The following is a 22285-nucleotide window of genomic DNA, read 5'->3' as shown; positions in this document are numbered from 1 at the left end:
CAGAAGAAAATGACCAGAGTTCAACTTTCCTTTTCAGCGGTTCGAGCCATAACCCAAACGTCGATGTGTTTTGCGCCTGCTTGCCTAAGTGATTGGCATACCGCTTCTATGGTGCTACCTGTTGTCATGACATCATCAATCAAGGCCACATGCTCAGCGATAGGGGAGTGAGTTTGGTAGCTTTGGCGTGGCGAGCGCAGACGATCTTTGCGTTTGAGTGTATGTTGCGCTTCTGTGTGCTGTATTTTATTAATGGGATTGGGTTTTATTAATCTGGGGGCGTGTTTTGTCTGTTTTAGCAGTTGTTGTTCAAGCTGCTTGGCGATGAGTTGAGTTTGGCAAAAGCCTCTTTCGCGGATGCGTTTTGGATGGCTAGGCACAAAAAGCAATTGTGTTGGCCAGGCTTGATTTTGATAAGTTTCTAGAAGGTATTCACTGAGGAGATAGACCAGTGGGCGAATAAAATGCACTTGTTGATGAAATTTTGTTTGGTGGATTAAAGTGCGCATGCTGCCAGTGAAGAGGTATGGCGCAAAGCATCTGTTGTAGCTAGGCGGTTTTTTCTGACACTCACCGCATAAAAAACTTTGTTCTTTAAGGGGCTGAGTAATTGGCTTACGGCATTTTTGACAGCAGGTAATGTTTTTTTCAAACCCTTTGCGACAATGTGGACAAAGTGAAAAAGCCTGCTTTTTCTGGCATACATAGCATAGACTAAAAAATAATCTAAAGTAAACCTCTTTAATTTTAGTGGTTGACAGCAATTTCCAGTCCATTAGTATTGCTCCAAATATTCTATGTCTGAGGGAATTATGTCTGTTAATAACACAGCTTCACTAACTAACACCACTGCCACTTTATCTGGTGAGCCTCGTCATGATTGGACTCATGCAGAGGTGAAAGCTCTATTTGATTTGCCTTTTATGGATTTAATGTTCCGCGCTCAGACTGTCCATAGAGAGCATTTTACTCCTAATGAAGTGCAAGTCAGTACGCTTTTGTCAATTAAGACGGGTGCTTGTCCAGAAGATTGCAAATATTGCCCGCAGAGCGGTCACTACAATACTGAGCTTGAAAAAGAAAAGCTTATGGAAGTGCAAAAAGTTCTGGAAGAAGCGGCTTTAGCGAAGGAAAAAGGCGCTAGTCGTTTTTGTATGGGTGCGGCTTGGAAACACCCATCTGAGAAAGATTTTCCTTATGTGTTGGAGATGATTAAAGGTGTGAAATCTCTTGGTTTAGAGTCTTGTGTGACTTTGGGGACTTTGAATGATGATCAAGCGAAACGTTTGTCAGAAGTGGGGTTGGATTATTACAACCACAACCTAGACACCTCGGCTGAATTTTATGACAGCATCATCACCACGCGTAGTTATCAAGACAGGCTAGATACGCTATCTCGTGTGCGTGATTCTGGCATCAAGTTATGCTGTGGTGGCATCATGGGAATGGGGGAAGAGCAAAAAGATCGCGTTGGTTTATTGCGTCAGCTTTCTCAAATGCAGCCTCACCCTGAAAGTGTGCCAATTAATATGTTGGTTAAAGTAGAAGGCACGCCACTTGAAAATGTCGATGATTTAGATACCTTTGAATTCATTCGTACCATCGCTGTGGCGCGAATCATTATGCCGAAATCCCATGTTCGTTTGTCGGCTGGGCGCCAAGGTATGAGTGAGCAAACCCAAGCTTTGTGTTTTATGGCCGGTGCAAACTCCATCTTCTATGGTGAGAAGTTGCTAACGACAGGAAACCCGGAAGCAGATAAAGACATGGCTTTGTTTGCTAAATTGGGTATTAATCCTGAAAAACGCGAAGAGCATTCAGACGAAGCCGTAGCAGAAGCCATTGCGGCACAAGCGGCTCAGCAAGAAGACGCTAAGCTTTTTTATGAAGCCAGTGTCTAATACGCCTGATTGGGTCTTGGCGGCTCTGAATGAGAGACGTCAAGGCGATCTGATGAGGCAGACCGTTACTTTAAACAGTCCTCAAGTGCCCCATACTCAGATCCAAGGGCAAGCTTATACTGCCTATTGTTCTAATGATTATCTTGGTTTGGCCAACCATCCTCATCTTATTAAAGCCATGCAATCTTGCGCGAATGAATATGGTGTCGGTGGTGGTGCCTCTCATTTGGTAGCGGGGCATTTGGGCATTCATCAAGCGTTAGAGGACGCGTTGGCAGATTGGCTTGGTTATGAAAGGGTAATGCTGTTCAGTACTGGCTACATGGCGAATTTGGGCGTGATCTCGGCATTAGCCAATAAGCATCGACCAGTGGTTCAGGATAAATTGAATCATGCCTCACTGATTGATGGCGCACAATTGGCTCAGGCACCGCTTCGTCGATATTTGCATGCGGATGCGATCAGTGCTGAGCGGCGTATGCGTAAAGAGTCACAACCAGGTTTATTGGTCACCGACGGCGTATTTAGCATGGATGGTGACATTGCGCCTTTAGATGAACTTGCTTCTTTGTGTCAGCAGCTAGATTGGACTTTTATGGTGGACGATGCTCACGGTCTGGGTTGTTTAGGTAAGCAAGGGCGAGGTAGTTTAGCGCTATATAATTTGAGCATGCAGCAAGTTCCAATATTAGTTGGGACATTTGGTAAGGCATTTGGTACTGCCGGTGCCTTTGTGGCTACCAATAATGATTTTGCTGACTATTTAACTCAATTTGCCCGCCCATATATCTACACCACTTCTATGTCTCCTGCGGTCGCTGGTGCGAGTTTGGCGGCGCTGAAGTTGATTTGCTCTGATGAAGGTCAGCAGAAAAGAGAGCAGCTGGCAGAACATATAAGTTATTTTCGTCAGCGCATGGCGGATTTGCCAGTGGATTTGATGCCCTCAAAGACGGCAATTCAACCTATCCTAATAGGTGAAAGTGCGGCGGCATTAGCAGTAAGTGAGCAGCTTAAAGTGTCTGGTATCTGGTGTACGGCGATTCGCCCGCCTACGGTTCCAAATGGTAAAGCGAGATTGAGGATTACCTTGAGCGCTGGACACTCGAAGCAAGATTTAGTGTTATTATGTGATGCACTTGAGCAAGTATTAACGGCTAATAATTGAGGAACAAGATGCGCACACCGATCGAAACCCAAGCTTTTGGCGATGATTCTAAGCAAGCCATATTTATGGTCTCTGGTTGGGCCATGCCGAAAGAAGTCATGGCGGACTTTGCAACACGCTTGAGTCATAATTTTTATGTGGTGGTGGCGAACTTACCAGGTATCTCATTGGATGAGCAATGGGTCTCAAAAACACGAATTGGCCCAAACTATGATATTGATGCGTTAACTGAACAGCTAATTGATGTAGCGCCTCAAAGTGCATGGTGGTTGGGCTGGTCATTGGGCGGCATGATCGCAACGTATGTCGCGGCGCGTCGCTCCAGCTGTGTTGAGGGTTTGATTACCTTCTCAAGTGCGCCAAGCTTTGTGGAGCGAGACAGTTGGAATCACGCCATGTCGCTTGCGGATTTTGATGCGTTTGCCAATCTAATTGCAGAGCAGCCTGAACAAGGCTTAAAACGGTTTGTGGCTTTGCAATCCAAAGGGGCAAAGAATGAGAGGGCATTGGCGAAGCAATTACAAGCTTTGTTGCCAATGGATAATCTCAATAAAGCCGCGTTGGTAGGTGGTTTACGTTTGTTGAAATTCTTGGATGTGCGACGCGAATTATTTTTATTGGATGTGCCGAATTTTCATATATTCGGAGGACGCGACACCTTAGTGTCTGCTCACTGTTTGCAGCAGCTTGAGGTGAATCCTTTACAGCAAAGTTTGGTCTTGCCGGAATGTGCTCATCAATCGTTTTTAGAAGATGAAGAAGCTTGTGTGGAAGCGGTAGAAAATTTTATCAATGTTAATAACCCCTGATATGACTTCTGCGACTGCTTTCAAAAAGCAGCTCGCAAAGCGTTTTGATCGTGCAGCCGTTGGCTATGATCATTATGCCCAATTCCAGTTAGAAGTAATGCACAGATTACTTGCCATGCTGCCCAATCAGACTTTCGACCGAATACTTGATTTGGGTACGGGTACGGGAGCCGCTTTGCCTTCCTTGGTCAAGCTGCAAGGCTTTTCCCAATGTTTAGCATTAGATTTGTCGACAAGTATGTTGGAGCAAGCACGCCAGCGAGTTCAGCAAGACTGCGCCGACCTTGTTGATAACATTTATTATCTTTGTGCAGATGCTGAATCTTTGCCGTTTGCCAAAGCCAGTTTGTCTTTGGTCTTTTCTAATCTAGCGGTGCAGTGGTGCTTGCAACCTGATGTTCTTTTCAAATCATTGCATGCAGCCAGTCAACAACAAGGTTATTTTGTTTTTACCACACTCTTGTCAGATTCTATGCCTGAAATTAATGCCGCATGGCGAGGAGTTGATGAGGCAAAACATGTGCATCAATACGTTTCGCTGCAAGCCCTCCAAGATTATCTCGAGCAAGCAAATTGGCATGTTGGGTCACTATGCCAAGACACAGTGCGCATGTGGTTTGATACACCTGAACAGGCTGTGGCCTCTTTGCGCAAAGTGGGTGCCAGTATGATTGGCGCTGATTCAGGTGCCATGTCTCCTTCTACTTGGAAGCGTTTTTTAAAGGCTTATGAAAAGCAGCGTCAGCCAGAAGGTATACCACTCAGTTATCAGGTGGCTTTTGTGGTGGCGCAAAGCCAGCGAGTTGAATAAAAGAGGTCAATGTGAAGAAACGTTTTTTTGTGACAGGAACGGATACAGATGCAGGAAAAACCTATTTTACCGTGGGTTTATTATCAGCCGCCAAGCGATCAGGTTTAAAGGCGATGGGGTTAAAGCCTGTGGCGGCAGGAGCGGAAAGGATAGAAGGGTCGTGGCGTAATCAAGATGCCCATCAAATTATGCAGGCAAACAGTGTCCCGCTGGCCTATGAGCAAGTGAACCCAATATTGTTGGAGGCGGCGATTGCTCCTCACATTGCAGCACAGCAAGAGCAACGACTGGTTACTGCTGCGCGTTTGGAGGGCTTCATAAAAGGGGCTTTGCTCTTGTCGCATGAGCTGGCTTTGGTAGAAGGTGCCGGTGGCTGGCGAGTGCCTTTAAACGATAGGGAAATGTTGTCGGATGTGGCTAAGTCGCTCGGTTATCCCGTTATCCTTGTGGTGAATATGAAGTTAGGTTGTATTAATCATGCCGTTTTAACCGCAGAGTCTATTGTTCGAGATGGCCTGACTTTGGCTGGCTGGGTTGCTAACAGTGCTGACTCTCAAATGCCTTGCTACGATGAAAATCTGCAAACTTTAAAGAGCATCTTACCTGCACCATTAATGGGGGAGTTATCATTCGCTCAAAGTATTGAAGTAGTTGAGCAAGAGTTTGATAACTTACTCTCAAATCTATAATTTTTTCTTAATGCTTGAAAGTCTTGGATAAAAGCGCATTAATACGAGATATAATTGCATGATAAAAAGGTGACAATTGGAGTGCTAAGGTGAAAGCTTGGTTATGCGGTTTAGATAACGAGGAAGTTTCCAGTGTTTCCAGTGTTCTGACATTCATTGGTATTGAGCACAGTACGTCTTTAACGGCGTTTGATTTGCCGGATTTTGCGGTATTGGGACGTCAGGTTGAATCCTTTGAATTGGATGAAATGGTGCCGGTTATTTCACTTAGAGAAGACTGTATCGTTACTGACAGTGAGAATGTGTGGTTATGTCCTTTGCCTTGGCGTTCCCAAGCTTTATCTTCCATTTTAAAAGAAATTAAGAAATTGCATAGCTTTCCTCAGGCTTCGGGTGTTAATTTGAATTTGCATGTTCGGCATTTGGAAGCCCTGTTGATTCGCCAAGCTTTGGTTTCTACACAAGGCGTGGTGTCTAAGGCGGCGCAAAACTTGCAAATTCAGAGAACCACCTTGATTGAGAAAATGCGTCGTTACAATATTGATAAGTCGGAGTTTTAGTGACTAAAGATGAAGAAATAGCGGAATTAAAAGCCGCTTTTAAGGCTTTCTCTGAATCTTCCGATGTGTTGACAAAATCTTATCTTGATTTGCAGCAAGAAGTTGCACGTTTGCATCAACAATTAGAGCAAGTAGAGCAAGATAAGCGCCAGGAACAAGATAAGAATCGCGTTTTGGTGTTGCAGTTTCAGCAGTTGTTTGAATCCATGCCGGTTGGCGTTTTACTGCTAAATGAGGAAGGACTGATTGTGATGGCAAATCCGGTAGCAGAAAAACTCTTTAATCTGCCGCTCATCGGACAGTCCTGGGGAGAAGTGGTGCCACTTAGTTTCCGACCTCAAGAAGACGATGGTCACGATGTGACTATGGTGACAGGTCGAAGGGTGCGTGTGGAAACGGCCTCCTTGGGTAATGTGCCTGGTCAATTGTTGATTTTGGTGGATTTAACAGAAGCCTACTTGTTGCAAAAGAAGCTTAATCATCATGAGCGACTTTCCAATATGGGGAAAATGGTAGCCGCTTTAGCCCATCAAATTCGAACACCATTATCCTCGGCTTCTTTGTATGCAGGGCATTTACAAAAAGCGGATTTGGCGCCTGTGATGCGTCAAAATTTTGCCAATAAACTGGCGGATAGATTAGCTAATATCGAAAAGCAAATTCGTGATATGCTGATTTTTTCGCGCAGTGAAATTAAATTGGATGAAACCTTATCCATTAATGAGTTTGTTGATGAATTGATAAGCCAATGTGAAGAAGTATGTGAACAAAAAAATGCTACTTTGGAAGCTTCAGGAAGTGATTTTACTGCTAATCAGGTGATTCAATGCAATAAGGAAACGCTGATTGGTGCGCTGTTAAATTTGCTTAATAACGCCATAGACTCACAAGCGGAAGCTTGTGTCGTAAGGTTGGATTGGCAAGAAGCAAACGCAGGGGTTCAATTCGTATTTAAAGACCGTGGTGTGGGCATGTCCAAACAGCATTTAGAGCATGTTCAAGAAGGTTTTGTAACAACCAAACAGCATGGGACTGGTTTGGGGTTGATGGTCGTTAAGGCCATCGCTCGTGCTCATCACGGGCAGTTTGAAATTGATAGTATAGAAGGGGCTGGGACAACGGCCAGTTTAACCATTCCTCTTATAAGGGTATAGCATGTCGGATGTGAAGTTATTAATCGTCGAAGATGACAAAGGATTGGCAGAAGCGCTGGAAGATACGCTCATGCTGGCAAGTTACCAATGTAAAATGGTTTCCAGTGCTGAAGAAGCTGTGTTGGCGTTGAAGCATGGGCAATTTGATATGGTGGTGTCAGATGTGAACCTGCCTGGCATGGATGGTTATGGTTTATTGCATCACGTGGTCGATACGTATCCTGAATTACCCATTATGTTAATGACGGCCTATGGCGACATTGCTCATGCGGTAGAAGCCATGCGTGACGGTGCGGTGGATTATCTTCTTAAGCCGTTTCAGGAAGAAGAGCTTTTAAATGCCATTGCCAAATATACGGTTAAGCAAACTTCTTTATCTTCGAGTCAGCCGATTGCTAAAGATTCGGCTAGTTTGGCTTTGTTGGATTTGGCTAAGCGTGTGGCCGTGACAGACTCAACAGTACTGGTGTGTGGCGAAAGTGGTACAGGTAAAGAGGTGCTTGCCCATTACATTCACAACCAATCGTCGCGTCGCAATGCGCCTTTTGTGGCCATCAACTGTGCTGCTATTCCTGAAAATATGTTGGAAGCCATTTTATTTGGTTATGAAAAAGGCGCTTATACTGGCGCGGTTTCTTCGCAAGCAGGCAAATTTGAACAAGCCAATGGCGGCACCTTGCTACTAGATGAAATTACGGAAATGGATGTGGGTTTGCAGGCTAAGTTATTACGAGTGCTGCAAGAGCAAGAAGTAGAGCGTCTTGGTGGTAAAAAATCGATCCCGCTCGATGTGCGAATCATAGCGACGACCAATCGTGATCTTGCAGAGTACGTAAAAGAAGGTGGTTTTCGCGAAGATTTGTACTATCGCCTTAACGTTTTTCCATTGCGCTGGTTACCAATTCGAGAACGTAAAGGAGATATTTTACCCATTGCCGAGCATTTGTTACACAAACATGCTGGCAAGATGCGCATAATAGGGGCTTTGTTGAAACCTTCAGCACAAAGTAAGTTAGAAGCGCACCCTTGGCCTGGTAATGTCCGTGAGTTAGATAATGTAATTCAGCGTGCCTTGATCTTAAGTTCAAATGGTCAAATACACGATGAACACATTGCTTTTGATATGATGGCTGGAGCACCAACGACGACAGAGGAGGTGCAGGAGGAAGAGGAGAGTGCGGCTTCCATATTGGGTAAAGGTGTGCAGCAGCATGAATTTCGTATTATTGCTCAAGCATTAATTGATGCTAAGGGTAAACGTAAGGAAGTGGCGGATAAGTTGGGAATCAGCCCTCGAACCTTACGATACAAGATAGCGAAAATGCGTGAAAGTGGTATCGACGTCGATTGATTTTTGTATCTTGTTTTAATTAGCTTTATGCTAAACTTCATAGAACGTGATTTTTTAGGTGAAGAGCATGATTTCAGGTCGACCTGATATTAATCAAGTGTTATCCCAAATGAGGGATCTCCGCTCGCAAGTTCAAGCCCCCGGCAGTGGGGTGACAGAGGTTGCAAAATCTGGTGGCAATGTGGATGCTGCTCAGGCTGTAGAACGTGCAGATTTCGCAGAAATGCTGAAGAATGCCGTTGATAATGTAAATTCTCTTCAACAAGAAGCATCGCAACTAGCTCAATCTTATGAGCGCGGTGATGAAGGTGTTGATTTACCACAAGTGATGATTGGTCTACAAAAATCAAGTGTTTCTTTTGAAGCGATGACTCAAGTACGAAATAAACTTGTTGATGCGTATGAAAAAATCATGAATATGCCGATTTAGGCTAGATAAACCGCTTGGCGCTTTTTAATGGATAATGTCCCTGCAGAACAATCGGAGCGTAAGCTCTATTTAGAATTAGTCACTGGATTCAATAAGTTAACAGTGATACGACAGCTGGCCTTGATGGTCGGCTTGGCTGCCTCTATCGCAATTGGTTTGGCTGCTGTGTTATGGACTAACGGCCCAGATTATAAACCTGTCTTAAGTAGTATTACTGACTACAACGCAGATCAAATAGTTGAAATTCTTAGTGTTAATAACATCCCTTTTAAACTTGATGAAAATACCGGCGCTTTATTAGTTGAAGGCGATTATTATCATCAAGCGCGTTTAAAATTGGCTGGTTCAGGTATCGTTTCTGACAATATTGTTGGCTTAGAAATCATGGATCAAGATCAAGGTCTTGGTACATCGCAATTTGTTGAGACAACGCGCTATCGTCGCGGCTTGGAAGGTGAGTTGAGTCGAACTATTTCAAGCTTGCAAAGTATTAAAACGGCTCGGGTTCATCTTGCTATCCCTAAAGAGTCCGTGTTTGTTCGTGATACTCGAAAACCCTCCGCCTCTGTGTTTCTAGAGCTGTATCCGGGACGTCGTTTAGATCGCAGTCAGGTCGATGCTATTGTTAATTTGGTTGCTTCCAGCATATCTCAATTGAGTGATAAAGACGTTACTGTGGTGGATCAGCGTGGTACTTTGCTGACCGAAAAAGATTCTAATTCAGAATTGTCCGTGGCAGGTAAGCAGTTTGACTATACTCGTAAAGTAGAAGATGTGTTATTGCAGCGAGTTAATAACATTCTTGGCCCGGTTGTGGGACAAGGACGCTTCAAAGCTGAAGTGTCAGCTGATGTGGACTTTACTGCTATCGAGAAAACTGACGAGCAATATAACCCTGATTTATTGGCTTTGAGAAGTGAACAAACGCTTCGAGAAAATCGTAGTGCAGGCGTTTCAGCCAGCGGTATTCCTGGCGCATTGACCAATCAACCGCCCGGTGCAGTCACTGCGCCAGAAGCGGTTGACGAAAATGGTGCGCCCATTGGTGGTAATTCAGCAGGAACAAATGGTCAGTCCCGAGAAGAAACCACGCGTAATTTTGAGCTAGATCGCAGTATCAGCTATACCAAACGCCAACAAGGTACCATTCGACGCTTGTCAGTTGCCGTGGTGGTTGATGACTTAGCAAGTTTGGATACTGATACCTCCACTGTAGTACGAACACCTTGGAGTGACGATGAGTTAGGTCGTCTGACTTTATTGGTCCGTGATGCAGTGGGTTATGATCCGGCTCGTGGTGACAGTGTAAGTGTTATTAATTCTCCTTTTGCTTTGCCTGATCCGGAAGAGCCAATTGTTGCCCCGCCTTTCTATAAGCAGGATTGGTTCTTGAATTTATTGCAGCCAACCTTAGTGGGCTTGTTTGTTCTTATTTTGTTGCTCATCGTGGTGCGCCCGATTTTGAAAACCCTTAGTGAGCAAAACAAGATTGCGGTTGCAGAGGATACCGAAGCCGCTATATTCTCAGACGAAACGGATGAAATTTCAGATGATCAGGTGTCTTTGGTCAGTGCTGAAGACATATTGGTACCAGGTTCACCTGAAAAAATTGATCGTCAACTTAATGCAATACGCGGCTTAATTGCCGAAGAACCAGAGCGTGTTGCGCAAGTTGTTAAACAGTGGGTAATGGAAAATTAAATGAGTGATACAGGCCAAGGTGCAGATTTAACATCGGTTCAAAAAGCTGCAGTGCTATTAATGTCACTGGGGGAATCCGATGCCGCACAAATCCTTAAGCACATGGGCCCGAAAGAGGTTCAGAAAATTGGCCAGACCATGGCGCAATTGAGTAATGTGCAACGTCACCAAGTGGAAAAAGTCTTGGATGATTTTTTGGTTTTGGTAGGTGATCAAACCGGGTTAGGGCTTGGTTCGGATGGTTATATCCGTAATATGCTGCGAGAAGCCTTGGGCGAAGAAAAAGCGGGCAGCTTGATTGACCGAATTCTATTAGGTGGTAACACTACAGGTCTAGATACTCTCAAGTGGATGGAGTCGCGTGCAGTCGCTGATGTCATTCGTTATGAACACCCACAGATTCAAGCTATTGTTATCTCTTATCTTGATCCAGACCAGGCCGCCGATATCTTGGCAAACTTCGATGAACGCGTGCGTTTGGACATAGTGTTACGTGTGGCAGCGTTGGAAACAGTACAGCCTGCTGCTTTGCAAGAGTTGAATAACATTCTTGAGCGTCAATTCTCTGGCAACAACTCGACGCAATCTACTACTATTGGTGGTGTGCGTACTGCCGCAAATATTATGAACTTTATTGATAGTTCGGTGGAGACCGAACTGATGGAGTCGATTCGTGATGTGGATGAAGATCTAGCGAATACCATTCAAGACTTGATGTTTGTGTTTGATAACTTGCTCGAAGTGGACGATAGAGGCATTCAGGTTATCTTGCGTGAGGTGGAATCGGAAACTCTGATTCTGGCATTGAAAGGGGCGGACCCAGATATGCAGGAGAAAATTTTCAAAAACATGTCCTCCCGTGCTGCAGACATGTTAAAAGACGATTTGGAAGCAAAAGGTCCAGTTCGTGTAAGTGAAGTTGAAGTTGCGCAGAAGGAAATACTGGCCGTTGCCAGACGTCTCGCTGATAACGGAGAAATCGTTCTCGGTGGCGGTGGCGAGCAGATGGTTTAGTTAGCGTTATGTCAGATAAGGATAATGAAAAGCACGAAGATCGTAAACTAACCGCTTATGAGAGATGGGAGTTGCCTCATCTTGAAAACCCCACACCAAAAGAATCAACCGGTCCAGCCATTCTGGTGCAAAAAAATACGGTAGTGGTAACAGAAGAAGTCGATCAAGACGCTCTTGTATATGAGCCCCTAACCGCTTCTCAGTTAGAAGAAATCCGATCTGCCGCTTATGACGAGGGCTTTATTCAAGGGGAAGAAGAAGGCCATAAAAAAGGTTATGAGGGAGGCTTTTCTAAAGGTGAAGTAGACGGTTTTGAAAAAGGGCATGCTGAAGGTACGGCGGTAGGTTTGGAGGAAGGCCGTGAGCAAGCTCGTGAAGTTGCTAAAGCCCAGCTTGAGCAAGTTGAAGCCTTGTTTGCTAATGTCGTCGCAGAAATTTCCCAACCACTAGAAAGTAGCCGACACGCTGCTGAACAATTAATTTATCAAGCGATGATTCGCATGGTAGAAAATGTTTGTTTGCACAAAATGCAGCAAGATGGGCAGGATATCTTAACAGAGCAGCTCACTCGGGTGTTTGATGAAATAGGTGAATTTGAAGGGCGTATTCGTATACGACTCAACCCTGATGATATTTCGGTTTTACAAGCGTTAGGTATCCAAGAGCGTCTAGCACTGAAAGTGGAAGAAGACCCTTCTATGGTGAGTGGTGGTTTTGTGTTGGACTCCAAATCCTTTCATATTGATGGCCGCGTTGAACAACGTTTGGCTGCTGTTTATGAAGAATTACGCCATTTGATAAGCTCTCATGATCAGGATGCAAGCTAATGGCCAGCCTTGCAGAAAGATTGGTCAAGCTCAACAATGCTTTTAATAACACCTATGCTCCTCAATTAGAGGGTAAAGTAACGCGCATGGTCGGTCTCACCATGGAGGCTGTGGGTTGTGTCGTAGCATTAGGTGACCGTTGTGCTGTGCAGATTGGTAAAGAGCGGTGGGTAGAGTCAGAAGTGGTGGGCTTTACGGGGGATTTGACTTATCTGATGCCTACTGAGGCGATTGAGGGAATTTCTCCTGGTGCGCGTGTGAAGCCATTACTTGATGAAAGTAAAATGCCTGTAGGCGATGAATTATTGGGACGAGTGGTCAATGGGCTGGGGAAGCCTTTGGATGGCAAAGGTTCAATTAGCGCAGAAGATTCAGTGAGTTTGCATGGTGGCATCATCAACCCATTACAACGTAAGCCCATTACTGATACCTTGGATGTTGGTATTAAGGCTATCAATAGTCTTTTGACTGTTGGAAAAGGCCAGCGTCTGGGGTTGTTTGCTGGTAGCGGTGTGGGTAAAAGCATGTTGCTGGGTATGATGACGCGTTTTACTGAAGCGGATATTACTATTGTCGCGCTAATTGGTGAACGTGGCCGAGAGGTAAAGGAATTTATTGAGCAGATTCTTGGTGAAGAAGGTTTAGCGCGGTCAGTAGTAGTGGCCTCTCCTGCTGATGATTCTGCATTAATGCGACTGCGTGCAGCCATGTTGGCTACTCGTATTGCTGAATATTATCGAGACCAAGGCAAGAATGTTCTTTTGTTAATGGATTCTCTTACTCGTTATGCACAAGCACAGCGTGAAATTGCTTTGTCTGTTGGCGAACCGCCGGCTACTAAAGGTTATCCGCCCTCTGTATTTTCGAAACTTCCTCAACTAGTTGAAAGGGCGGGAAATGGGCAGGATGGTAGTGGCTCTGTGACTGCTTTCTATACGGTTTTGACAGAGGGTGATGATCAGCAAGACCCTATTGCGGATGCGTCGCGAGCCATACTTGATGGGCATATAGTATTGTCTCGGCGTCTTGCGGAGGAGGGTCATTATCCAGCCATTGATATTGAAGCTTCTATTTCCCGAGCTATGCCACAAATTGTCAGTGAAGATCATTTATATGGCGCAATGCGTGTAAAACAGCTTTATTCGAAATTTCAACAAAATCAGGATTTAATCTCTGTCGGTGCTTATGCGCAGGGTAGTGACCCTGATCTTGATCAGGCCATCGTTCAAATGCCTGAAATTCGTAATTTTCTGCAGCAGCCGCTTAGTGAAAGCTTTTCGATAGATCAAAGTCTGGAAGCATTAGTGACTGCGATGACAAAAGGGCAGTAGACGCCAGTCACTAAATACGTCTACTATTTATTAACGGAATAAATAGGTTGCTCATGAAAAAATCACGTCGTTTGCAAATACTTGTGGATCTTGCCCAGCGCAAAGAGGATGTTGTTGCTCAACAGCTGGCGCGTGATAAGGCAAAAGTTCAGCAAGACATTCAGAAACTGGAAGAGCTAAAAGAGTATGCCCAACAATACGAGTCAGAACGCAACCTGCTAGGCTTGAGTCCTTATCTTACAACCAATTATCAGCACTTTGTTGATCGTGTGCAACAGGCTATTTCACAACAAGAGGCGGCTATAGAAAGAGCAGAGCAACAAGCTGATATGAGTATGCGGCGTTGGTTACAAGCACGCTCAAAAACACAAAGCATGGATGTTTTAAAAGACAAAAACCTAAAAGCTGAACAAGTTTTCCAAGATAAACAGGAGCAGCGTGAAATGGATGAATTTGCCATGCGTCGTTTTTTGGATATGAGTCGCTAATAGCCTATTAAATAATGGAGTTAAAGCAAGTGGGACTGGGGAATTCAGTTGCGGAACTAAATATTTCTGATGTTAGTTTGCTTATGGCTGAAATAGAGGCTGCTGTTGTGTCTTATGCTACGCAACCTCGCTCATCTTTGGAAAGCTTGTGCTCTTTACTGGGAAAACTTGAAGAACAAAGTCAGTTTGCTTTTCCTAGTACCTCTTTGTTTCAATCTCAACTTGTCTTAATTCAAAATACCATTGATCAATTGCTTGGATTAGATTGTCCTTTTCATCCTGATGGACAAATGTTGCTTCTACCTTGTTTGGATGCCATTTTTCAAAATGTTATGGCGGTACAGTTAGGCCAAGACTATCAGCAGCTTCATGCACGTTCTTTATTGCCTCAAAACTCTATTTGGCAAAAATTGATGGATTTTCAAACAAGCTTGTCGAAACCAGTCGATCGGTTTCGGTATGTTGCTGAGTTAACGGGTAAAAAAAATCTTAATGTAGAAAGTTTATTGCAACGATTGATTGAGTTTGGCCCAGTGTCGTTTGAGGTGAGTGGTACTGTCAATGGGTGTTTTGTTGGACGCTTTTCTTTCGAGTCAAGTGTGCCATTGAGTTGGTTAAGTCACTTTTTTTCTGAACTTGAATGGGTGGAGAGCAAAGCTGAAAAGACAGATAGGAAGACTGATTTATCAAGCGTTCAAGCATCTGAATCTTTAACGAAAACAGCAATAACAAAGGATGTTGTTGCACATACGACCTTATTAGAGCATCCTGCATTGTCATTTCCTGCCTTGCTTTCAGTTTTCCAATCAAATAGCTTGTCCCGTCATTGGAGAGATACTTTTTTAACCCAATACACTCAATATGTTAAGCAACAGATTTATACTGGTTTTGCAGACGTTGTTGACAATATAGCTCAAGTGGATCCAGTATTTTCTCAATTTCCCGTTCCTAAGGTGAATCTGTCTTCATGGTCTGTTGATCATGGGACAGTGCTATCCCCTTTACGTTGGCAAGGAAGTTTTTATGCGGTGGCGCATAAAGTTTCTGCGCCAGACAGTAATCTGGTCGCGGAATTTGAGACTATTGCGGTTAAAGAGGCGAATAAGATAACTCAGAGTGTTTACCTAGGCCGAGACATATTACCGAGTGTTTTATATCAGATTGATTACCTTTCTCAACAATTTCATTTTCACTGTTCAGAAGCAAGACCCTATTGTATAGAGGCTGATCAGATTTCTTTTTCAAACCAGCAAGTTTTTTGCAACTTGGAGGATGAGAGACGGATCCCATTGGTGACTTCTCTTGCAGTCTATTCTATGGATCAAGCAGTTTGTATGCTATTTCCTAATCATGGGAAGGTTGCTGTGTTGGTTGTGACTCAATTGGGTCAATCTTTTGCTATTCCATATGATGGGTTGCGGTGTGTAGAGGCAGTGGCGTTACATTGTCATTGTGTTGGTTCGCAAGTAAAAAATATTTGGCTAGATAAGAAAGGTGTAATGTTATTGGAGCCTGTTTTAGCTAATGTCAGTATTATAGCGCCTGAAGTGCAAGGGTTAGGGACGGAAATGGTTCCTCGCTTAGGCAAGAAGGGGTATTATTTTGGGTTATGCAATGGTTTTCCCTTAGTGATTGAAGCAGATTTAGTATTGGATATTACCCCTTACAAATCACCGCAATGTTTTAATCTTTATACAGAGTTTGGGCTGCAAAGTCGGTATTTTATGCCAAGCTTAGAAAGTTGCATCGAATATGTTGAATTGAATAATGGGGCATCAGGGTTTAGTGAAACAAACTCAACTGGGGATTTTTCTGTTATTCTTGAGGCTGATGGTAAGTCAGTCGTTTTGCCATTCGCTTCAATTGACTGGTATGAATCATATCAATTAATTGAATCACTTGAACTAGGGAGTGGTAGCGAGCTTAGTAACGACCTAGAACATGAAGATCTCGTTGTGCTAGATAAGAAAAAATATTTGTCTTTTATCACTGACTATTTTGAGTCAGTGTTAGCTTGTAAGTGATTATTTACTATGAATAAATTGCATTCACCTTTTGGTGCTCCGCGAAAAGAGTTAATTAACGGTTTGCAGAAAACAGTCGTTATTTTGTTGTTTTTTCTGTTGCTAGCGTTTGCTGGTCTTTATTATCTGGTAAACAGCAATTTGCAACAGCAAAACTCGCAGCAAGAAAACTTATCTGAGTTGCAGAAGCTGGTTCATAACGCAGAAGAAAACTGGCTTGAATGGCTTCTTATTGATAATTTAAATCGTCTGCAACCCGGATTACAAACCAATTCAGCCGGTTATTATCAACAATTGCTCATTAGTGAGTATCAATTAATTGTAGATCGATTGGATGCTTTCCCTGAAGTTCAAGATACTGATTTATCTGGTGCAATTGATTTACTGAATGTCTTTTTTAATCGTGAAATAGATACTTACCCTTTGTCTGACCAGGAAAGAGTGCAGGCATATCTAGAGTTTGAACAACTTGAGGTGCTGGATGAGCAGCTATTGCAAATTGGTGTGGCATTAGATTATCAGCGACAGCTTTTTGTCGGGCGTATGGTATGGGCTCCAGTTGCCTTGTTTATTGCTGTTACTTTCATCGTCATTCTGTTGGTATTGCGCTTTAGTCGTCAATTAACCACAGGTTTTGCGACCATGCATCATGTGATTGATCACAGAAAGCACGGCCATGCTTCAGTGCTTCCGGAACGTAAGATGGTGGATGAGTTAACGGATTTAAGCCATTTAATCGATCATGAATTATCATCTCGTGATATGGATATTCGAGATCAGTTGGGGCGTTTAACCCTGATTGAATCTGCTTTGTCGGCAGTTGAGTTGCCATTTTTTGTAGTGAATGAAGAGCGAGATATTATTTGGCTTACTCGGGGTGCCGACATTTTGTGGCAGAGGAATACCACTACTTTTGAAACTCTGTTTGGTATAGATCCGGGTTTAGATTCACCTGTTGGTGAGCAGGTCGCTGAAACTATCTTATTCAATGAGGGCGAGTTGAAGCTGGTCTTGGCGGATGGAGTATATGCTTTAACAGTGGAACAGTTCACCGCAAATGAAGATGAATCCGGTCAGCGCTATCTTATTTTGATTCAGCATAAATCCGAAAGTGCTGAATTTGATGTTTTGTATAACAGTTTAAAATTGCTCTATAAAGATGTCTGGGATGCACCCATTCGTATGGTAAGAGAAGCGTCTCCTTATGCGCCGTTTGCGGTTGCATTAGAGGCGATAAGGTTGAGAGTACTAGAGGTTCTGAGTGCAAGTAATACCTTCGCTAAACATACAAATAATGTTGAAAAGATTACCAAACTACAACAAATAGCATCCTTATTTGACGCAAAAACAGACCACAATGTCTCTGAGGCCCAAGAAGTTTTGCCTGTTGTCTCTACCTCACTGTCTGAGTTGAGTGTAAGAGATGTGAGGAATTTATCGGATCAAATTCAAGATTCCCTTCTACTAGGGTACGAGATGGTTGTTCAACGTCTGTCTTTGGTGGAAAAAGATTTATCTTCAAATGCCTTGCTACTTGATAACGTCAGTCGATGTTTACATGAAGTGAGAGCTGGGGTGTTGTCGAGCTTATCAGCTGCTGAAGGGCAAAATGATACAGTTCGTCATCGTTTTGCTGTTGATTTAGACCACGATATTAATGAAGTTCAAGGTCAAATACAGGAAATGGTGAGAATGATTAGTACTACCTTATCCTTGTTGGAATCAGATCGTAGCGTTGGAAACGCTAGGTTAATGAGAGTGAGGGAAACAGTGGACGATATTGTAAAGCGAATTGAGTTGATAGCAACAGAAGAATCATCCGTTGAGCAAGGAGAAAAGGATGAGGCGTCGGCAGATGGAGATTTATATGAAGAATGGGAGGAATGGTAGTGTTTCCCATTGTTACTTGCGAGGTGTTCAGTGGTTGAAAGCACTTTTAATGATAAAACAAAATGTCTAACGATTGTCATTAATGGGCGTTTTGATTACAGCTCTCATAAGTCGTTTAAAGAAGCCTTTGTTTCAGTCAAGAAAGCGAACGCCTACGAGATTGATTTTAGTAATGTCAGCTATTTAGATAGTTCGGCATTGGGTATGTTGTTATTGTTAAGAGATCATGCTGGTGGTGAGAAAGCGAGCGTTATTTTGAAGAAGCCTAATGGTGCGGTATTAGATATCTTAAAAATAGCGAATTTCCATAGGTTATTTGATATCGAAGAGTAGTGTCTATGGAACAGATTCTGAACATTTTGATCGCGGATGATAATCCTTCTGACCGGATTTTGTTGAAGGCCATCTTGAGTCAGTTTGGTCATAATGTCATTTCAGCGGAAGATGGTCAGGACGCAGTCGATAAATTTGACCCTAATACCATTCAATTAGTTTGTTTAGACGTTAAAATGCCGCGTAAAGATGGTTGGGAGGCTGCTCTTGAAATTCAGCAGGCGGCTGGAAATGTATTTGTCCCCATTATTTTTTTATCCGGTGTAGCAGACCCTGTTGCTTTATCTAATTGTCTGCGAATTGGCGGTACCGATTTTATATCTAAACCCTACAATCCTGCCCTTATTACCGCCAAGTTGAACGCCATTGTGCGCCTGCTAGTAATGCAGAAAACACTGGAGGAACAGCGCGATGCCATGTCATTGTATAATGAGCAATTGGTGCATGATCAAAATGTCGCCAAGGTAGTGTATGAAAATATTACTCACTCCAATTGCTTGAAAGACCCTGCTATATCAACCGTTCACTATGGTACGCATACCTTCAATGGGGATGTTATTTTGGCTGCTTATAAGCCCAATGGTGGTATGCATATATTATTGGGTGATTTTACTGGGCATGGTTTGTCAGCAGCAATTGGCGCTTTGCCACTAGCGGACATCTTTTTTGATTGGACCAAAAAAGGTTTTTTAATGCGGCAGATCATTCCAGAGATTAATGCCAGATTAAAGACTATCTTGCCTGCCAATATGTTTTGCAGTGCTGCCTTTGTCGATATAAAAGTTAATAATAAAAGTATTGAGATTTGGAATGGTGGTTTGCCAGATTTGTTATTTTTCTCTCAGCAATCTATAGCTCCGCAGCGTTTTCCCTCTAAAAACCTTCCCTTGGGTATTTTGCATCCTGACGAATTTGAATGTCAGATCGATCCTGTGACCTTTATTCCAGGTGATCGTTTGGTGGTGTTTTCCGATGGTGTTTACGAAGCGTTAGATAAGTCTGGGATTATGTTTTGTCATTCCGTATTGGATCCTTTTTATCAAGGTCAAGTTCAGGCTGATAAGGCCTTAGACTGGTTGGTGGAGCAGCTAACTGAGCAGGGAGTGTTAGAAAATCCTCATGACGATATTTCTTGTTTGAGTGTATGTCTTGATACCAATATAGGTATCGAGTCGCCAGAACGTGATATGTCGATTAGTCATCATGAGGCGCCAGCAGATTTTTCATTTGAGTATGTCCTCAATGCTGATTCGCTTCGTAATACTGATCCATTGCCTTATGTATTGCAGATTATTACTACTGTGCCTGGTTTAAGCAGTTTTTCCAGTCAGATTTTTATGATTTTGTCAGAGCTTTACTCTAATGCTCTAGAGCACGGTGTGCTTAAGTTAAACTCAGATAAAAAGTGTTCCAGTGATGGTTTTTCCCAGTATTACGAAGAGCGTGAAAGGAGTTTGGCAAATCTTAAAGAGGGGTATGTCAAAATATCCGTGAAAGTCACCTCAGAAGGCAATAGTAGGGTATTGGTCTTATATGTTGAAGACAGCGGTTCGGGCTTTGATTACCAACACATAAATTTTGATATGGCGAACAGTGAGCTGCTTTACAATCGTGGTTTGGCTTTGTTGGATCAGCTTTGTCATAAATTGGAATTTTCTAAGGGAGGAAGTGCTGTTACTGCTTATTATCACTGGCAAGTTGGACAGGATTGATCGCTTTCTACCCCGTCTGTAAGCTTGATTTTCCTAGATTTTTAGCGCTTTTTTCTAGTTGGCCTCACTATTGCATAGTCTTCTATATCTTTGGAGGACATTATGCGCACAGATTCTAATAGCTTATTATCGATTTCGGCTCCGTCGACAGCTAAAAAAGCCCCAATCAATCGCGTGCCAGAACGCAATGGAACGGCGTTTTCGGATGATTTTTCCCGTGCTAAAGAAGCTATTTCGCCAAGAAATGGCTCTCACGCCCCATCATCTAACGTCAGCGAAGCCCGCACCAAGTCAGCGTCTCATGATCAAAATGCAGTGATGGATACGCGCCGAGCTCAGAGTAAAGACCAGCAGAAAGCGTCTTCAGAATTGGCTACACAAAATGCCAAAAAAGACGGGCAGCAGGTATTGTCTTCCTCCTCGAAGGCGACAGATGATGGTAACAAGCCAGCAGTAAAAAACGATAAGTCCTTTGCTTCGGATGGGGAGGATGGCGGCAAAAACTTGCAGTTAAGTGGCGAAGCTTCTCCAAAACAAACGACAGATATCAATCAAGAAAAAGTTAAGCAAACCGCTATTGATACCGCTCAAATTATCGGTGCAGTAAAACAAGTGGCTGTTGACTCGACCCAGTCTCAGTCATTGTCAACGGATATTAAGCAAGGCAGTGTCGATGCATCTGATGTAATGACAAATGTTGTGCAAGATCAAACAGCTGCAATGACGAATAATGAATTACTGCTTGCTCAGCAGTCAGTAGATGTTGATGCAGAAGGCAATTCATTTCAATCAGTGTCAGATCAACAAGGAAGTGTTGTTCAGGTTATGGTAGATGGGCAATTAATGGACAAACCTTTAGCAGACTTATCACTTACTGAAGAGCAATTAGAAAGTTTAAATGCCGATCAAATTGCTGCTTTACAAGCGCAGTCAGCGTTACCACTGAATATGGAGGAAGCGCGTACCGCTAATACCGAAGGTATTGAACGGTCTCCTGAATTCATGGCATCCCTTGGTGTTGAAACGGGGTTAACAGAAGAACAGAAGGCTGCGTTGGCGACTACTCAAATAGCTGATATCCAGCAGCAGGTTGAGCCTACCCCGGTTGCTGCTGCGGTAGCAACTACTCAAATAGCTGATATCCAGCAGCAGGTTAAGCCTACCCCGGTTGCTGCTGCGGTTTCTGCCGGAATGGCCGTGTCTGCTGATAGCTTGGAAGTGGCTGATGGTCAATTGTCTTGGGTATTGGATCAGATGACGAGCTCGTCAAAACAGAGCAATCAAGATGGTTTGGTAACCGGAGTGTTAGCCGATCAAACGGCCAAAGATAATGCTAAACAAGCGCTGCTTGCTGGCGCCGGACTGGTGATGACCGCTAATAAACTGAATAATGAAGCCACTGGCTCTGCAGCGACGGAGATGTTAGAGGGAGTGGATCTTGACGCGGTCGATATGATGCCTAATGAACCAATTGAGTTGCGTAAAAAAGAGCACGAAGCCATGTTGAGCAAAATGGCTGGGCAAAACCCTCTTCCTGATGACGCGGTGATGTTTAATTCATCTCTTCATCAACAGCAGCTTGGACGTGTGATGGGCGCGGCGGGTGTTACCAGTCAATTAGCGACACCAAATCAAGTAGCTGTGAATATGGCGATGAGTGTGCCGCCGGGTCACCCTAACTGGGCTGCTGAAATGGGGCAGAAAGTGGCATGGGTTGCGCGCGAGGGTGGGCATACTGCTCATATTCGTTTGGATCCACCGGAACTTGGTAGTTTAACGGTCAAGGTGTCAGTGGATAATGATGCGAATACACAAATTAACTTTGTCGCGGCCACTCCGCAGGCTAGGGATCTTTTAGAAGGTCAAATGGGACGTTTGCGTGATATGTTGGCGCAACAAGGTATGGATTTGAGTCGCGCAGAAGTGGATGTGTCACAGCAAGATGCTTCAGGAGCGCAAAAAAATCCACGACAAGCTCCACTTGTTGCGAGTAATGATGCAGCCTTAGACGAACAGGGAGAGGAAGAAATGTCGACTACCATGATGTCTTACGTGTCACCTACAGGGGTGGATTATTATGCTTAATTTTGCC

General features: G+C 43.7%; 20 protein-coding genes. 19 read left to right on the top strand and 1 reads right to left on the bottom strand.

Features of this window, described 5'->3' with window-relative positions; genetic code table 11:
* Positions 1–20 precede the first annotated feature (20 nt).
* Positions 21–509 (bottom strand): ComF family protein, encoded by a 489-nt coding sequence (locus ACXAH2_RS14530; RefSeq protein WP_475079487.1) that lies wholly within the window; start codon positions 507–509, stop codon positions 21–23.
* 303 nt (positions 510–812) lie between these two features.
* On the opposite strand from ACXAH2_RS14530, the gene bioB reads away from it, so the two are divergent.
* The 19 genes from bioB (at position 813) to ACXAH2_RS14435 (ending at position 22278) form a co-directional block, all read left to right on the top strand.
* The gene (gene bioB, locus ACXAH2_RS14525; protein ID WP_475079486.1) at positions 813–1901 is read left to right on the top strand and encodes a biotin synthase BioB; all 1089 of its coding nucleotides are present in this window, start codon (positions 813–815) and stop codon (positions 1899–1901) included.
* The gene (bioF, locus tag ACXAH2_RS14520) at positions 1885–3069 is read left to right on the top strand and encodes an 8-amino-7-oxononanoate synthase (protein WP_475079484.1); all 1185 of its coding nucleotides are present in this window, start codon (positions 1885–1887) and stop codon (positions 3067–3069) included. The genes bioB and bioF overlap by 17 nt, the downstream gene beginning before the upstream one ends.
* Before the next feature lie 8 nt (positions 3070–3077).
* The gene (locus ACXAH2_RS14515; RefSeq protein ID WP_475079482.1) at positions 3078–3878 is read left to right on the top strand and encodes an alpha/beta fold hydrolase; all 801 of its coding nucleotides are present in this window, start codon (positions 3078–3080) and stop codon (positions 3876–3878) included.
* Entirely contained in the window at positions 3862–4689 is an 828-nt protein-coding gene (gene bioC, locus ACXAH2_RS14510; RefSeq protein WP_475079481.1) for a malonyl-ACP O-methyltransferase BioC, read from the top strand. Before ACXAH2_RS14515 ends, bioC begins: the two co-directional genes overlap by 17 nt.
* Positions 4690–4700: 11 nt before the next feature.
* A complete protein-coding gene (gene bioD, locus ACXAH2_RS14505) occupies positions 4701–5378 on the top strand; it encodes a dethiobiotin synthase (RefSeq protein WP_475079479.1) in 678 nt (225 codons plus the stop codon).
* Positions 5379–5467: 89 nt separating this feature from the next.
* A complete protein-coding gene (locus ACXAH2_RS14500) occupies positions 5468–5938 on the top strand; it encodes a helix-turn-helix domain-containing protein (protein ID WP_475079477.1) in 471 nt (156 codons plus the stop codon).
* Positions 5938–7092, top strand: a complete 1155-nt coding sequence (locus ACXAH2_RS14495) for a sensor histidine kinase (protein ID WP_475079476.1) — start codon at positions 5938–5940, stop codon at positions 7090–7092. Before ACXAH2_RS14500 ends, ACXAH2_RS14495 begins: the two co-directional genes overlap by 1 nt.
* 1 nt (position 7093) lies before the next feature.
* Entirely contained in the window at positions 7094–8443 is a 1350-nt protein-coding gene (locus ACXAH2_RS14490) for a sigma-54-dependent transcriptional regulator (protein WP_475079475.1), read from the top strand.
* Positions 8444–8510: 67 nt separating this feature from the next.
* A complete protein-coding gene (gene fliE, locus ACXAH2_RS14485; protein WP_475079473.1) occupies positions 8511–8873 on the top strand; it encodes a flagellar hook-basal body complex protein FliE in 363 nt (120 codons plus the stop codon).
* 27 nt (positions 8874–8900) lie between these two features.
* The gene (gene fliF / locus ACXAH2_RS14480) at positions 8901–10574 is read left to right on the top strand and encodes a flagellar basal-body MS-ring/collar protein FliF (RefSeq protein ID WP_475079472.1); all 1674 of its coding nucleotides are present in this window, start codon (positions 8901–8903) and stop codon (positions 10572–10574) included.
* The gene (gene fliG, locus ACXAH2_RS14475; protein ID WP_475079471.1) at positions 10575–11588 is read left to right on the top strand and encodes a flagellar motor switch protein FliG; all 1014 of its coding nucleotides are present in this window, start codon (positions 10575–10577) and stop codon (positions 11586–11588) included.
* A gap of 8 nt (positions 11589–11596) precedes the next feature.
* Positions 11597–12415 carry a FliH/SctL family protein gene (locus ACXAH2_RS14470; RefSeq protein WP_475079470.1) on the top strand — a complete coding sequence of 273 codons (819 nt, stop codon included), beginning with the start codon at positions 11597–11599 and terminating at the stop codon, positions 12413–12415.
* A complete protein-coding gene (gene fliI, locus ACXAH2_RS14465; RefSeq protein ID WP_475079469.1) occupies positions 12415–13746 on the top strand; it encodes a flagellar protein export ATPase FliI in 1332 nt (443 codons plus the stop codon). Before ACXAH2_RS14470 ends, fliI begins: the two co-directional genes overlap by 1 nt.
* Before the next feature lie 53 nt (positions 13747–13799).
* Positions 13800–14234 (top strand): flagellar export protein FliJ, encoded by a 435-nt coding sequence (gene fliJ / locus ACXAH2_RS14460; protein WP_475079468.1) that lies wholly within the window; start codon positions 13800–13802, stop codon positions 14232–14234.
* A gap of 14 nt (positions 14235–14248) precedes the next feature.
* Complete coding sequence (locus ACXAH2_RS14455; protein WP_475079467.1) at positions 14249–16258, top strand: hypothetical protein; 2010 nt, start codon at positions 14249–14251, stop codon at positions 16256–16258.
* Between the two features lie 9 nt (positions 16259–16267).
* A complete protein-coding gene (locus tag ACXAH2_RS14450) occupies positions 16268–18148 on the top strand; it encodes a hypothetical protein (protein WP_475079465.1) in 1881 nt (626 codons plus the stop codon).
* A 30-nt stretch (positions 18149–18178) separates the two neighbouring features.
* Positions 18179–18481, top strand: a complete 303-nt coding sequence (locus tag ACXAH2_RS14445; protein WP_475079463.1) for an STAS domain-containing protein — start codon at positions 18179–18181, stop codon at positions 18479–18481.
* Between the two features lie 5 nt (positions 18482–18486).
* Positions 18487–20193, top strand: coding sequence for a SpoIIE family protein phosphatase (locus ACXAH2_RS14440; protein ID WP_475079462.1), 1707 nt, complete (start codon positions 18487–18489; stop codon positions 20191–20193).
* A gap of 102 nt (positions 20194–20295) precedes the next feature.
* Positions 20296–22278: a flagellar hook-length control protein FliK gene (locus tag ACXAH2_RS14435; RefSeq protein ID WP_475079461.1), complete on the top strand. Its 1983-nt coding sequence runs from the start codon at positions 20296–20298 to the stop codon at positions 22276–22278.
* The last annotated feature ends 7 nt before the right edge of the window (positions 22279–22285 follow it).

This window comes from Marinomonas sp. ABL3_031 (assembly GCF_056161265.1).
This window is presented reverse-complemented; position numbering and strand designations above follow the sequence as displayed.

Excerpts from the sequence above, each read along its gene's own strand:
- fliI (WP_475079469.1), top strand. The coding sequence starts at position 12,415 with ATGGCCAGCCTTGCAGAAAGATTGGTCAAGCTCAACAATGCTTTTAAT.
- fliF (WP_475079472.1), top strand. The coding sequence starts at position 8,901 with ATGGATAATGTCCCTGCAGAACAATCGGAGCGTAAGCTCTATTTAGAA.
- ACXAH2_RS14450 (WP_475079465.1), top strand. The coding sequence starts at position 16,268 with ATGAATAAATTGCATTCACCTTTTGGTGCTCCGCGAAAAGAGTTAATT.
- bioF (WP_475079484.1), top strand. The coding sequence starts at position 1,885 with ATGAAGCCAGTGTCTAATACGCCTGATTGGGTCTTGGCGGCTCTGAAT.
- ACXAH2_RS14530 (WP_475079487.1), bottom strand. The coding sequence starts at position 509 with ATGCGCACTTTAATCCACCAAACAAAATTTCATCAACAAGTGCATTTT.
- ACXAH2_RS14440 (WP_475079462.1), top strand. The coding sequence starts at position 18,487 with ATGGAACAGATTCTGAACATTTTGATCGCGGATGATAATCCTTCTGAC.
- bioB (WP_475079486.1), top strand. The coding sequence starts at position 813 with ATGTCTGTTAATAACACAGCTTCACTAACTAACACCACTGCCACTTTA.
- ACXAH2_RS14470 (WP_475079470.1), top strand. The coding sequence starts at position 11,597 with ATGTCAGATAAGGATAATGAAAAGCACGAAGATCGTAAACTAACCGCT.
- ACXAH2_RS14455 (WP_475079467.1), top strand. The coding sequence starts at position 14,249 with ATGGAGTTAAAGCAAGTGGGACTGGGGAATTCAGTTGCGGAACTAAAT.
- ACXAH2_RS14435 (WP_475079461.1), top strand. The coding sequence starts at position 20,296 with ATGCGCACAGATTCTAATAGCTTATTATCGATTTCGGCTCCGTCGACA.
- fliJ (WP_475079468.1), top strand. The coding sequence starts at position 13,800 with ATGAAAAAATCACGTCGTTTGCAAATACTTGTGGATCTTGCCCAGCGC.
- fliG (WP_475079471.1), top strand. The coding sequence starts at position 10,575 with ATGAGTGATACAGGCCAAGGTGCAGATTTAACATCGGTTCAAAAAGCT.
- ACXAH2_RS14490 (WP_475079475.1), top strand. The coding sequence starts at position 7,094 with ATGTCGGATGTGAAGTTATTAATCGTCGAAGATGACAAAGGATTGGCA.
- ACXAH2_RS14515 (WP_475079482.1), top strand. The coding sequence starts at position 3,078 with ATGCGCACACCGATCGAAACCCAAGCTTTTGGCGATGATTCTAAGCAA.
- fliE (WP_475079473.1), top strand. The coding sequence starts at position 8,511 with ATGATTTCAGGTCGACCTGATATTAATCAAGTGTTATCCCAAATGAGG.
- bioC (WP_475079481.1), top strand. The coding sequence starts at position 3,862 with ATGTTAATAACCCCTGATATGACTTCTGCGACTGCTTTCAAAAAGCAG.